Origin of the sequence: Actinomadura chokoriensis, assembly GCF_039529475.1 — a bacterium.
Taxonomy (GTDB): Bacteria; Actinomycetota; Actinomycetes; order Streptosporangiales; family Streptosporangiaceae; genus Spirillospora; species Spirillospora bangladeshensis.
This window is the reverse complement of record NZ_BAAAMW010000013.1, coordinates 75,124-87,572: the sequence shown is the minus strand read 5'-3', so window position 1 is coordinate 87,572 and position 12,449 is coordinate 75,124. Positions and strand designations below refer to the sequence as shown.

Here is a 12,449-nt window from a genome sequence, read left to right as displayed (position 1 = left end):
ACTCGGCCGCTATATGGAGATACTGCGGAGATGTCCGGGCACCGCGCGAGGCATCGGGCCGCGTGCGCCAGAATGAACGGGTGACCCTCTACCGCGACGAAGGCATCGTCCTGCGCACCCAGAAGCTGGGCGAGGCCGATCGCATCGTGACGGTGCTGACCCGGCGGACCGGCCGGATCCGCGCCGCGGCGAAGGGGGTCCGCAAGACCAGGTCCCGGTTCGGCGCGCGGCTGGAGCCGTTCACGCACGTCGACCTCCAGCTGTACGAGCGGCGGTCCCTCGACCTCGTCACGCAGGCCGAGACCATCCGCCCCTACGGGGAGGCCCTCGTCGCCGACTACCCCCGCTACACGGCCGGGACGGCGATGCTGGAGACGGCGGAGAAGCTGACGAGCGAGGAGGGCGAGCCCGCGCTGCGGCAGTTCCTGCTGCTGGTCGGCGGGCTGCGCACGCTCGCCGAGCGCGGCCACGACCCGCGGCTCGTCCTGGACGCGTTCCTGCTGCGCTCGCTGTCGGTCGCCGGCTGGGCGCCCGCGCTGGACGAGTGCTGCCGCTGCGGCACCCGCGGCGGGCTGCGCGGGTTCGCCATCGCGGCGGGCGGCGCGGTCTGCGCCAACTGCCGGCAGCCGGGCGCCGCGACCCCGGCGCCGCCGACGTTCGCGCTGATGCTGGCGCTGCTGCGCGGCGACTGGGAGTACGCCGACGGCAGCGAGCAGCGCCACCGGGCCGAGACGAGCGGGCTGGTCGCCGCCTACCTCCAGTGGCACCTGGAGCACGGGATCCGCTCCCTCCGCCATGTGGAGCGGGACGCCCGTCCCGGAACGAGTACCGACGACACCGACAGGGAGCGAGTTTGAGAAGGGCCGTATCGCCGCCGGAGCCGCACCGCCACGGCGCCACCCCGCCCGCGATCCCCGCGGACCTCGTGCCGCGGCACGTCGCCATCGTCATGGACGGCAACGGCCGCTGGGCGAAGGAGCGCGGGCTGCCGCGCACCGAGGGGCACAAGCGCGGTGAGGACTCGCTCTTCGACGTGATCATGGGGGCGATCGAGCTGGGCGTCCCCTACCTGTCGGCGTACGCGTTCTCCACCGAGAACTGGAAGCGCTCGCCCGACGAGGTCCGCTTCCTCATGGGCTTCAACCGGGACGTGATCCGCCGCCGCCGCGACCAGCTCCACTCGATGGGCGTCCGGGTCCGGTGGGCGGGCCGGCGGCCGCGGCTGTGGCGCAGCGTCATCAACGAGCTGGAGACGGCCGAGGAGATGACCCGCGACAACGACGTCCTCACCCTGCAGTTCTGCGTCAACTACGGCGGCCGGGCCGAGATCGCGGACGCGGCGGCGGCGATCGCCCGCGACGTCCGGGACGGCAAGCTGAACCCGGACAAGATCAACGAGAAGGTCTTCGCCCGCTACCTGGACGAGCCCGGCATCCCGGACGTCGACCTGTTCCTGCGCTCGTCGGGGGAGCAGCGCACGTCCAACTTCCTGCTGTGGCAGTCGGCGTACGCGGAGATGGTCTTCCTCGACACGCTCTGGCCCGACTTCGACCGCCGCCACCTGTGGCACGCGTGCGAGCTCTACGCCTCCCGCGACCGCCGGTACGGCGGCGCTGTGCCTAACTCAGTTGTCGCGGGTCAGGCGCCTGGGGGCGCCTGACCCGCGACAACTGGTGCGATCGCTGCATCGCTCCGGCTCGCCCAGGGGCTCGCTGCGCGATCAGATTTTCGCTTCGCTCGAATCTGCCTTCGGACGCGATCGCGACGATTCAGGTCGGTCCGTGGCTGGGCAGACGGTTGCGGCAGGTGGTCAGGCCAGGGCGGCGTCCAGGGTGATGGTGGTGCCGGCGAGGGCCTTGCTGACGGGGCAGCCGGCCTTGGCGTCCTGGGCGAACTTCTCGAAGTCGGCCGCGGAAAGGCCGGGGACGCTCGCCCGGACCGTCAGGTGGACGCCGGTGATGCCCTCGCCCGGCTGGAACGTGACCTCGGCCTTGGTGTCCACCTTCTCCGGCGGCGAGCCGGCCCCGGCGAGGGCGTGCGAGAGCGCCATCGAGTAGCAGGTGGAGTGGGCGGCGGCGATGAGCTCCTCGGGGCTCGTCCGTCCGCCGGGCTCCTCGGACCGCGATGCCCAGGTCACGTCGTACGTGCCGAGCTTCGAGGAGTCCAGCGAGACGGTCCCCTGGCCCTCGATGAGCGAGCCTTCCCAGTGCGCGTTTGCGGTGCGTGTAGTAGCCATGCCCCCGATTCTTCCCCATGGCGGCGCCGTGCGGATCATCAACCCGGGAAAGCCCCGCGCCCGGCCGGGCGCGGGGCTCCTTCCCCGGAACAGGGGTCTCTAGTTCACGTTCACCGCGGACCAGGCGGCGGCCACGGTGGTGTACTGGACGCTGCCCGCGCCGTAGAGGTCGCCGGCCGCGTTCAGGGTCGCGGTGCGCGCGCCCTTGTAGTCGGTCGAGGACGTCATGTACGTGGTCAGCGCCCGGTACCAGATCTTCGTGGCGGCGTCCCGGCCGATGCCGGTGATCGTGGAGCCGTTGGACGTGGGGCTGTTGTAGGAGACGCCGTTGATCGTCTTCGCGCCGCTGCCCTCGGACAGCAGGTAGTAGAAGTGGTTGGCGACGCCCGAGGAGTAGTGCACGTCGAGGTTCTTGGTGTTGGACGACCAGGCGTCGGGGGAGTTGCCGTCGCGGCTCGGCTTGTCCATGAACCGCAGCGCGGCCTTGCCGAAGCCGGGCAGGACGACCTCCTCGCCGACCAGGTAGTCGCCGACGTCGTTGGGGTTGTTCGCGTAGAACTCGACGGCGGCGGCCATGATGTCGGACGTCGCCTCGTTCAGCCCGCCGGACTCCCCGGAGTAGGTGAGGTTCGCGGTCGAGCTGGTGACGCCGTGGCTCATCTCGTGCGCGGCCACGTCCAGGGACGTGAGCGGGCCGAGCTGGGAGCCGTCACCGTCGCCGTAGGTCATGCAGAAGCACGAGTCGTCCCAGAACGCGTTGGCGTAGCCGCTGCCGTAGTGGACGCGGTTGTAGGACCCCTTGCCGTCCCCGGCGATGCCGGTGCGGCCGAAGACGTTCTTGTAGAAGTCCCACGTCATGTCGGTGCCGAACTGGGCGTCGACGGCGACGGTGGCGCGGTCGGACGTCGTGCCGCTGCCCCAGTGGTTGTCGGCGTCGGTGAACAGCGTGGCGGGAGCCCGGTGGAAGCACCAGATCAGGAAGCAGAGGTCGGTGTCGTTCTGGGCGTCGCCGGTGTAGGTGTTGCCGCGCGACGGGTCCTTCAGCTGGTAGGTGCTGCCGGACTTGGTGGTGTTCAGCGGGACCGTCCCGGTGTACAGGGACTTGCCGTCGCCCGCCTCGGTGTGGATGGTCTCCTCGCGCAGCAGCACCTTGCCGGTCGCGGCGTCGACGGACGTGAACACGCGGCTCGGCGTCCCGTCGGCCTGCGTCCCCACCGTCTGGATGCGCCAGGCCAGGCGCGGCTGGTGGTCGGCGGTGCGCGCCTCGACGACGAGCGCGGGAGAGCCCTCGGCCTTCCGGTGCTTGGTCACGGCGCGCTTCTTGGCGGTCTTGGCGGAGACCTCCGGGGTGGAGTCGGCGGGAGCCTTGGCGAGCGTCCCGCTGCTGCCGCGCCACGTGCCCGACGCCGACTGGTGGACGACGACGTCGCCGCCCAGCACCGGCAGGCCGTCGTAGGTGCGGGTCATCCGGGTGTGCGCGGTGCCGTCCCGGTCCAGGGAGACCCGGACGACCTTGAACGCCTGCCCGTCCCCGGCGCGGACCTCCGGGCCGCGCTGGGTGAGCGCGTGGAGCGCGCGCTCGGCGGCCTTCTGCGGGGTCGGCGGGGACGGCGCCTGCCGCGCGGACGCCGGCAGTGCGGTGCCGGTGGTCGCGAGCAGGGTCGCCGAGGCCAGGAGCACGGTCCTTCGGCTGGTGAACGCCCGTCTTGTCATGAACGCCCTCTCGTGCGGGCGCCACGCACCCCCGGGGGCCCGACGCCGGGCCTGCCGTGGCGATGGGACATTTATGACATAGGGCTACTCACAAGTAGATGTCACAATCCGCCAAGAATTGCGGACTGTGCGTGTGAAGTGCGCGCCTTGCCGGATCCGTCCGGGTTGTTACCCGCCGGTCAGCGGGCCCGGGCCGTGCAGTCCGGGCAGGTCCCGAAGACCTCGACCGTGTGCGTTATGCCGGTGAAGCCGTGCTCGGCGGCGATCGCGTCGGCCCAGCGCTCCACGGCCGGGCCCTCGACCTCCACCGTCCGGCCGCAGTCGCGGCAGACCAGGTGGTGGTGGTGCTCCTCGGTCCGGCAGGCGCGGTAGACGGCCTCGCCCTCGTCGGTGCGCAGCACGTCGACCTCGCCCGCGTCGCTGAGCGCCTGCAGCGCCCGGTAGACGGTGGTGAGGCCGATCTTGGAACCGTCCGCGCGCAGGTCGGCGTAGATGTCCTGCGCGCTGCGGAACCCCTCGCAGCCGGCCAGCACCTGCCGTACCGCGTCCCGGCGGGCCGTCGTCATCCCCCAAGCACCTCCGCCTCGGCGTCCACGCGCGCCTCCACTCCGGGGCCGGCGGGGACGGCGTCTCCCGCCGCGTCTCCCGCCGTGCCGGCGCGGGCGCGCCTGCGGCGCACCACCGAGCCCCCGGCGACCGCCGCCGTGAACGCCGCGAGCGCCAGCAGCACGATCGAGGGGCCTGGGGGCAGATCGTACTCGAAGGACCCGGCGAGACCCGAAACGGCCGACAGCACCCCGATCCCCATCGCGGCCGCCATCGTCCCCCAGAAGCCCCGGGTGAGCTGCTGCGCCGCCGCCACCGGGACGATCATCAGCGCGCTGACCAGCAGCAGCCCGATCGCGCGCATCGAGATCACCACGGTGACGGCGGCGGTCGCGGCGATCAGCACGCTGAGGAACCGGACGGGCAGCCCGGCCGCCCGCGCGACCTCCTCGTCCTGGCACAGCAGGAACAGCTCGCGGCCGAACAGCCCGATGATCGCGAGGACGGCGGCGGCGAGCCCCGCGACCACGTACAGGTCGGTCACCGTCACGCTGCTGATCGAGCCGAACAGGTAGGACTGGAGCGTCGCCGACCCGCCGCCGCTTGCGTTGGTGAGGATCACGCCGCCCGCGAGGCCGCCGTAGAACAGCAGCGCGAGCGCGACGTCCCCGCCGCTGCGGCTGCGGGCCCGCAGCACCTCGATCGCCACCGCGCCGAGCACCGACACCACCAGCGCGCCGAGCACCGGGGAGGTGCTGGTGAGCAGCCCCAGCCCGATGCCGGTCAGCGCGATGTGGCCGATGCCGTCGCCGAGCAGCGACAGCCTGCGCTGCACGATGAACGTGCCCACGGCCGGGGCGGCCAGCCCGATCAGCACCGCCATCACCAGGGCGACGCGCATGAAGTCGTACTGCAGCATCTCGCTCACGCGGTCCTCCCCGCGGTCTCCCGGACCGTCTCGCGGACGATGCGGCCGTGGCCCAGCTCGACCGTGCGCGTGATGAGCGACTCCAGCGGGCCCAGCTCGTGCGCGACGAGCACCACGGTGCGCCCGGCCGCGGCCAGTTCGTGCAGGGTCGAGGCGAGCGCCGCCTGGCTGCGGGCGTCCACGCCGGCGGTCGGCTCGTCCATCACGAACACGTCGGGCTCGCCGGCGAGCGCGCGGGCGATCAGCACCCGCTGCTGCTGGCCGCCGGACAGCAGGTGCGCCGAGTCGCGGGCGCGGTCGGTGAGCCCGACCGTCCGCAGGGCGCGGTCGACGGCGGCGCGGTCGGCCGCCCGGTCGCCGAACGCGGCGGGCCGCCAGCGGGACCGCCGGGCCACCCGCCCGGACGCCACCACCTCCCGGACGGTGGCCGGCACGCCGCCGCCCATCGGCAGCCGCTGCGGGACGTACCCGATCCGGTGCCAGCCGCGGAACCGGGCCGGAGGCTCGCCGTAGATCTCGGTCCGCCCCGCGGCGAGCGGGACCAGCCCGAGCAGGGCCTTGACCAGGGTGGACTTGCCCGCGCCGTTGGGCCCGAGGACCGCCAGCACGTCGCCCGCCTCCACCCGCAGGCCGACACCGGAGAGGATCTCGCGGCCGTCCCGGCGGACGGTCCCGCCGGTCATCGCGAAGGGCGGCGCGGCGGGCGGCTCGACGGGCGGCGCGCTCGCGCCGTGCTCGTCCGGGCGGGTCATGGGCACTCCAGCGCGGGACGCAGGGTCCGCAGGTTCCGTTGCATGATCGTCATGTAGTCGTCGGGGGAGCCGTCCTCGATCCCCTCGACCGGGTCGAGCACCGCCGTCCGGGCGCCCGCCTCCCGGGCCAGCGCCTCGGCGGTCTTCGGGCTGACCAGCGTCTCGGTGAAGACCGTCGTCGCGCCGGTGGCCGACACCAGCCGGGTCAGCTCGGCGAGCCGCTTCGGGGACGGCCCGCCGGACGGGTCGACCCCCGAGACCGGGATCTGCCGCAGCCCGTAGCGGTCGGCGAGGTAGCCGAACGCGGCGTGCGCGGTGATGATGTCCCGCCGCGCGCAGGTCTTCAGTCCGTCCTGGAACGCGCGGTCGAGCCGGGTCAGCTCATCGGCCGCGGCCAGGGCGCGCCGCCGGTAGCCCGCCGCGTGGCCGGGGTCGGCGGCGGCCAGCCGGTCGCCGAGCGCGGTCGCGACGGCCGCCATGCGGCTCGGGTCGAGCCAGATGTGCGGGTCGTAGGACGCCTCGCGGTGGCGGAGGCCGTCGTGCGCCTCCTCGTCGTCGGTCTCGCCCGGTGGGGGCAGCGTCCTGACGACGGAGGCCGCGTCCAGCGACCGTCCCTTGGCGTGCTTGCCGACGGCGTCGTCCACGGCGGGCTGGACGCCCCTGACGTAGACGGCGAAGTCGGCGTCCTCGATGTTCGCGACCTGCCGGGCGGTCAGCTCCAGGTCGTGCGGCTCGGTCCCGGGCCGGGTGAGGGTCCGCACGAAGGCGTCGTCGCCGCCGACCTTCTCCGCCAGCCACGCCATCGGGTAGAACGACGCGACCACGGCCGCCTTGCCGGGCGGGACGCCCGCGTCCGCGTCGGCGCAGGCCGTCAGACCCGCGGCGAGCCCGGCCAGGGCCAGGGCGGCCGAGGGGAGGGCGCGCAGGGAGTCGCGGAGGCGGAGCACACCGCCGATTATGGACGAAGATGAAAATGGTTGTCAAAACCGGCCGATACCGCGCCCCAGGGCGAAGCCCACCAGGACCGCCAACGCGGCGATCCGCAGGATCCTTCCCGAGCCGTCCAGCGCGGGCCAGTTCAGGTAGGCGAACCAGCCCAGCGCGGCGGCGAGCACCAGCAGCCCCGCCGCGGCGACCCAGCCCGTCCCGGCCATGCCGACCACGAGCAGTACGAACACCGCGACCAGCAGCACCCACCGCGGCAGCCGGTGCAGGAACACCACCGGGGCCGCGCTCCGCCGCTCGACGGCCGCGCGCAGGCCGCCGCCGCGCTCACCTCTCGTCTCCACGCACCCAACGTACTGCCAGGATGGGGGGATGATCGCGATAACCCGGTACCGGGTGCCGGGCGAGGACGCCGGCGGCTTCATCGAGGCGATGACCGCGGTGCTGGCGGCGCTGGCGGCGAGCCCCGGCTTCCGCTCCGGCCGCCTCGCCCGGACCGTCGACGACCCCGACCTGTGGGCCCTCGTCACCGAATGGGACGGCGCCGGCCACTACCGCCGGGCCCTGGGCGCCCACGACCTGCGCCTGCAGTTGATGCCCCAGGCGATATGGGCGATAGACGAGCCAGGCGCCTACGAGATAGTCACCTCCGCCTAACCCCCACCACCCCGCCCGCCCCCGCCCCCGACGTTGATCTGCGGCGTGTTGTTGTTATGGGCGCCTCCATAACAACAACACGCCGCAAGTCAACGAAGCGGGTAAGCGGGGGGCAAGAACGTTCCCGGGCGGTTTGGGTGCGGCGTTCCATGGTCATCTCTGCCCCTGCACGATCACGCCGTGGTCCTCGGGGGAGAGTTGATGCGCCAGGCCGTCCTGTTCAGCGTGCTTTCCGGGGCGGCCGCCACCGCCACCGTCCTCGCCGTCCTCGGGGCAGGGCCGGCGCGGCCCGCGCCGCGTCCGGCCGCCGCGCTCGCGGCGGAGAGCGGCCCGCGAATCGTCGAGTACCGGGGGCTGCGCGTCCCCGTCCCGGCGGGCTGGCGGGTGCACCGGCTGGACGCCGACCCCACCCGGTGCGTCCGCTACGACCGGCACGCCGTCTACCTCGGGCGGCCCGGGCCGCAGCCGGACTGCCCGGCCCGCGTCGTCGGCCGCACCGAGGCCCTGCACATCGAGCCCGCCGAGAACGGCCGCGGCTCGCGGACCGTCGTGCACGCCGGCAGGCTCGCCACCCTGAAGATCGCGCCGAACGCCGAGCACGAGACCCGGCTCACCCTCCCCGAGGCCGGGGTCACGATCACCGGCGTGTACGGGACGGACCCGGGACGGCTCCAGCGGGTGCTGCGCGGCTCCCGGCTGTCGGGGACGTGGACGGCGGCCCCGCGCGAACCCGCCCCGCTGTCCAGCCCCGACGTCCGGCGGGAGAGCCCCGGCAAGGGATCGGTACCGGACGACGCCCTGGACCGCCCCTGGGTGCGCGGCAAGGGATTCGACACCTGCACGGCGCCGTCGCTCGCGACCATGAAGGCGTGGCGGCCGTCCTTCAAGGTCACCAACATCTACATCGGCGGCGCGGCGCGCGGCTGCGCGCAGCCGAACCTCACCGCGTCGTGGGTGGAGCAGGTCCGCGGGATGGGGTACCGCATCACCCCCACCTACGTCGGCCTCCAGGCGCCGTGCGGGACCCGTCCGCAGCGCTTCACCCGCAAGAACGCCGCCAAGCAGGGCGCGAAGGCCGCCGTGGACGCCGCGCGCAGGGCCAGGGCGCTCGGCATCCCGGAAGGGGCGCCGATCTACTTCGACATGGAGGCGTACAACAGCAAGAAGAAGGCGTGCAAGGCCGCCGTCCTGCGGTTCGTCGACAGGTGGGTGGAGCGGCTGACGGACGAGGGCTACGTCCCGTGCCTGTACAGCAGCGCCAAGTCCGGCATCCGCGACGTCGGCTGGGCCACCGGGATCAGCAAGCCCGACGGCGTCTGGTTCGCCAACTGGAACGGCCGCGCCTCGGTCTACAACGACAAGCACCTGCCGGACCGCTGGTGGTCCCCGCACCGCCGCATCAAGCAGTACCGCGGCGGCCACAAGGAGAGGCACGGCGGCGTCACGCTCAACATCGACAGCAACATCGTGGACGGGCGCGTCTACTAGCGCCTGTTCCACCGCCCGGGTGCCCTAAGCTGGGGAACGCTCTCCGGCGCCGGCGACGACCGCGCCGGGGCTCATCACCGGGGATCACACTCGCCGCCGCCCGCCGCGTTCCGCGCGGGACCGGGGGCGCACTCACTGTCCCGCCGACCGCCAGCCGGATGGAGAAGATCAGATGGCACGCCGTTCCGATGTGCTGGACACGATCGTCAACCTCGCCAAGCGGCGGGGCCTGGTCTACCCGTCGAGCGAGATCTACGGCGGGCTCCGCGCGTCCTGGGACTACGGGCCGCTCGGCGTCGAGCTGAAGAACAACGTCAAGCGCCAGTGGTGGAAGTCCATGGTGCAGGGCCGCGACGACATCGTCGGCCTCGACTCGTGCGTCATCCTCGCGCGCGAGGTGTGGGAGGCCAGCGGCCACGTCCAGGCGTTCGTCGACCCGCTCACCGAGTGCCAGTCCTGCCACAAGCGCTTCCGGGCCGACCACCTGGAGGAGTCCTACGAGGAGAAGCACGGCCGCCCGCCGGCGAACGGCCTCGCCGACATCAGCTGCCCGAACTGCGGCGTCAAGGGCTCCTTCACCGAGCCGAAGATGTTCAACGGCCTGCTCAAGACCTACCTCGGCCCCGTCGAGGACGAGTCCGGCCTCGCCTACCTGCGGCCCGAGACCGCGCAGGGCATCTTCATCAACTACCTGAACGTCCAGCAGTCCGCGCGCCGCAAGGTGCCGTTCGGGATCGGGCAGATCGGCAAGTCGTTCCGCAACGAGATCACGCCCGGCAACTTCATCTTCCGGACGCGCGAGTTCGAGCAGATGGAGATGGAGTTCTTCGTCAAGCCCGGCAGCGACGAGGAATGGCACCAGTACTGGATCGACGAGCGCATGCAGTGGTACGTCGACCTCGGCATCCGCAAGGAGAACCTGCGCCTCTACGAGCACCCGCAGGAGAAGCTGTCGCACTACTCCAAGCGCACCGTCGACGTGGAGTACAAGTTCGACTTCGTCGGCAGCGAGTGGGGCGAGCTGGAGGGCATCGCCAACCGCACCGACTACGACCTGACGACGCACTCCAAGGCGTCCGGCGCCGACCTGTCGTTCTTCGACCAGGAGTCCGGCGAGCGGTTCACCCCGTACGTGATCGAGCCCGCGGCCGGCGTCGACCGCTGCACGCTCACGTTCATGATGGACGCCTACGCCGAGGACGAGGCGCCCAACGCCAAGGGCAAGCTGGAGAAGCGCACCGTCATGCGGCTCGACCGGCGGCTCGCCCCGGTCAAGGTCGCGGTGCTGCCGCTGTCGCGCAACGCCGACCTGTCCCCGAAGGCCCGCGACCTCGCCGCGCGGCTGCGCAGGAACTGGAACGTCGACTTCGACGACGCCGGCGCCATCGGCCGCCGCTACCGCCGCCAGGACGAGATCGGCACCCCGTTCTGCGTCACCGTCGACTTCGACACTCTGGAGGACGACGCGGTGACCGTCCGGGAGCGCGACTCGATGAGCCAGGAGCGCATCTCCATCGGCCAGGTCGAGTCGTTCCTCGCCGCGCAGCTCGTCGGCTGCTGATCCGGTCCGGAGACCGCTACGGGCCGCCCCCCGCGTGGTGGGGGCGGCCCGCTTGTCATGGGAGCACGTCGTGGGAGCGTGTCCTCGTGGGAGCGAAGTCCGATCAGCCCGTGACGTAGAGGGGCTGGTCGTAGGTGCCGGATCCGGCGCTGGTCTCGCCGCGCAGCGCGTAGGTGGCGCTGACGGTCGCGGTGCTCGGGCAGAAGAAGCTGCCACCGGTCTTGCTGACCTGGGCGTTCTGGACGCCGACCTGGGCGTCGCCGCTGCTGGTGTCGGGACGGGACGCGTTGTCGCCGTTGTAGCCGTTGGCGGTGAGGGTGCCGCCGAACTCGCAGGTGATGCCGCCGAAGATGTCGACGGTGGCCTTCACGCTGAAGTTGTTGATCGTGACGGTGGCGTCGCGGCCGTTGGTGTGGCCGGCGTCGTAGGTGACGTTGCCGCCCGTCCAGGGCAGGTTCTGCGTCTGGATCGTGGCGCTGGTGCTTCCGGCGCACGGGCCGCCGTTGTCGCCGCTGAAGCTGGCGCTGCTGATGGCGAGGCCGCTGCCGTCGGAGTTGATGGACCCGGTCATCGTCGACTCGCTGCAGGACCCGCTGCCGATCGACGTGGAGACCGTCGCGGTGCCGAGCAGGGACGCCTGGACGTTGCCGGAGTAGGCGGCGGCCGTGGCCGTGCCCTTGCGGATGGTCGTGCCCGCGGCGTACGCGGGGGCGACCCCCGCGGCGAGGACGGCCAGTGCGGCGGTCCCGACGATCGCGGTCTGTCTGATTCGTGCCACCGGAAACTCCTCTGTCCGGTTCGGGGTGGGCATACGCGAAAGTAATTCGCGTTGACCTGTCCGGCAATGGACAGAGGCCGATCGTGGCCTGGCCGGATTGGGACACCGACTGGTGTCTGCTGGTGGGACGGTATAAGCGGCACCGGTAACGGCAATGTGACGCCAGGTCACCTTGACGGGGATTTGCTCCCGTGTTTTGCCAGGCCAGTGGCGAAGGGCGTCTCCGGCCCGGAGAACCTGGGCTAGGTTGGCCTGGACGCACCGGCGGACGGCGACCGAGGAGGGGTGGCATGCGCGACTCGCGGCCTGCCGCCCTGCCCGCCCTGCCCGCCGGGCTCCGGGCCCTCGCGGGCCCGTCCGCCGCCCGGCTGCTCCTGGTCGTGCTGGGCCTCCTCGGCTTCGTCGTCGGCCCGGTCGGCGCCGGAGCCCACGGCGGGACGTCCGCCACCGGGGCGGTCTCCGGCGTCCGGACGGTTCCCGCGGCGAAGGTGCCCACCCGCACCGGGTCGGCCGCCAAGACCCGCTCGGCCCCCCGCACCGGGACGTCCCCGCACGCCCGGGCCGTCCCGCGCGCCCAGGCGGCCCCGCGCACCCCGGCGGTCATCGACGCCGTCGCGCGGCACGCCGCCGGGACCGCCGCGCCCACCATGCACCCGGTGCACGCCGTGCTCCCGGTGTCCGGCACGGACGCTCCGCCGCCGGCCGGGCGGATCCCCCCGCCCGGCGCCGCGCCGCCCTCTCCCGACCTCGCGTCGCCCGCGGCCCCCCGCGGGCGCGCACCGCCCTCCACCGCACGGACCCGAGTCACCCCTGTCCGCGGTGCCGCGCGCTGAGGCGCGGCGCCG

14 protein-coding genes are annotated in these 12,449 nt (G+C 72.8%); 6 read left to right on the top strand and 8 right to left on the bottom strand.

Annotated features, from left to right (window positions below; all coding sequences use genetic code 11):
* The first annotated feature begins 80 nt into the window (after nt 1-80).
* Together recO and ABFX46_RS26100 are read left to right on the top strand one after the other, a co-directional pair.
* Nucleotides 81-857: a DNA repair protein RecO gene (gene recO, locus ABFX46_RS26105; protein WP_346046019.1), complete on the top strand. Its 777-nt coding sequence runs from the start codon at nt 81-83 to the stop codon at nt 855-857.
* A complete protein-coding gene (locus ABFX46_RS26100) occupies nt 854-1,660 on the top strand; it encodes an isoprenyl transferase (RefSeq protein WP_346046017.1) in 807 nt (268 codons plus the stop codon). The genes recO and ABFX46_RS26100 overlap by 4 nt, the downstream gene beginning before the upstream one ends.
* A gap of 150 nt (nt 1,661-1,810) precedes the next feature.
* Here the strand turns inward: ABFX46_RS26100 and ABFX46_RS26095 are convergent, their stop codons facing one another.
* The 7 genes from ABFX46_RS26095 to ABFX46_RS26065 form a co-directional block, all read right to left on the bottom strand.
* The gene (locus ABFX46_RS26095) at nt 1,811-2,236 is read right to left on the bottom strand and encodes an OsmC family protein (protein WP_067631786.1); all 426 of its coding nucleotides are present in this window, start codon (nt 2,234-2,236) and stop codon (nt 1,811-1,813) included.
* A 99-nt stretch (nt 2,237-2,335) separates the two neighbouring features.
* Nucleotides 2,336-3,949, bottom strand: a complete 1,614-nt coding sequence (locus ABFX46_RS26090; RefSeq protein ID WP_346046015.1) for a M4 family metallopeptidase — start codon at nt 3,947-3,949, stop codon at nt 2,336-2,338.
* 179 nt (nt 3,950-4,128) lie between these two features.
* On the bottom strand, nt 4,129-4,515 hold the full coding sequence (locus ABFX46_RS26085) for a Fur family transcriptional regulator (protein ID WP_131942399.1): 387 nt from the start codon (nt 4,513-4,515) through the stop codon (nt 4,129-4,131).
* On the bottom strand, nt 4,512-5,423 hold the full coding sequence (locus ABFX46_RS26080; RefSeq protein ID WP_346046013.1) for a metal ABC transporter permease: 912 nt from the start codon (nt 5,421-5,423) through the stop codon (nt 4,512-4,514). The genes ABFX46_RS26085 and ABFX46_RS26080 overlap by 4 nt, the downstream gene beginning before the upstream one ends.
* The gene (locus ABFX46_RS26075; protein ID WP_346046195.1) at nt 5,420-6,106 is read right to left on the bottom strand and encodes a metal ABC transporter ATP-binding protein; all 687 of its coding nucleotides are present in this window, start codon (nt 6,104-6,106) and stop codon (nt 5,420-5,422) included. Before ABFX46_RS26075 ends, ABFX46_RS26080 begins: the two co-directional genes overlap by 4 nt.
* Before the next feature lie 65 nt (nt 6,107-6,171).
* Nucleotides 6,172-7,122 (bottom strand): metal ABC transporter substrate-binding protein, encoded by a 951-nt coding sequence (locus ABFX46_RS26070; protein WP_346046011.1) that lies wholly within the window; start codon nt 7,120-7,122, stop codon nt 6,172-6,174.
* Nucleotides 7,123-7,155: 33 nt separating this feature from the next.
* A complete protein-coding gene (locus ABFX46_RS26065) occupies nt 7,156-7,464 on the bottom strand; it encodes a DUF6703 family protein (RefSeq protein WP_346046009.1) in 309 nt (102 codons plus the stop codon).
* Nucleotides 7,465-7,492: 28 nt separating this feature from the next.
* Here ABFX46_RS26065 and ABFX46_RS26060 point away from each other — a divergent pair, with 28 nt between their 5' ends.
* The 3 genes from ABFX46_RS26060 to ABFX46_RS26050 all read left to right on the top strand — a co-directional run bounded on the left by ABFX46_RS26060 (nt 7,493) and on the right by ABFX46_RS26050 (nt 10,826).
* Entirely contained in the window at nt 7,493-7,777 is a 285-nt protein-coding gene (locus tag ABFX46_RS26060; RefSeq protein WP_346046007.1) for an antibiotic biosynthesis monooxygenase family protein, read from the top strand.
* Between the two features lie 201 nt (nt 7,778-7,978).
* Entirely contained in the window at nt 7,979-9,265 is a 1,287-nt protein-coding gene (locus tag ABFX46_RS26055; RefSeq protein ID WP_346046005.1) for a DUF1906 domain-containing protein, read from the top strand.
* Between the two features lie 172 nt (nt 9,266-9,437).
* Entirely contained in the window at nt 9,438-10,826 is a 1,389-nt protein-coding gene (locus ABFX46_RS26050) for a glycine--tRNA ligase (protein WP_346046004.1), read from the top strand.
* Between the two features lie 103 nt (nt 10,827-10,929).
* Here the strand turns inward: ABFX46_RS26050 and ABFX46_RS26045 are convergent, their stop codons facing one another.
* Nucleotides 10,930-11,604, bottom strand: a complete 675-nt coding sequence (locus ABFX46_RS26045; protein ID WP_346046002.1) for a hypothetical protein — start codon at nt 11,602-11,604, stop codon at nt 10,930-10,932.
* A gap of 290 nt (nt 11,605-11,894) precedes the next feature.
* Between ABFX46_RS26045 and ABFX46_RS26040 the strand changes: the two genes are divergently transcribed.
* On the top strand, nt 11,895-12,437 hold the full coding sequence (locus ABFX46_RS26040; protein WP_346046000.1) for a hypothetical protein: 543 nt from the start codon (nt 11,895-11,897) through the stop codon (nt 12,435-12,437).
* Nucleotides 12,438-12,449 lie beyond the last annotated feature (12 nt).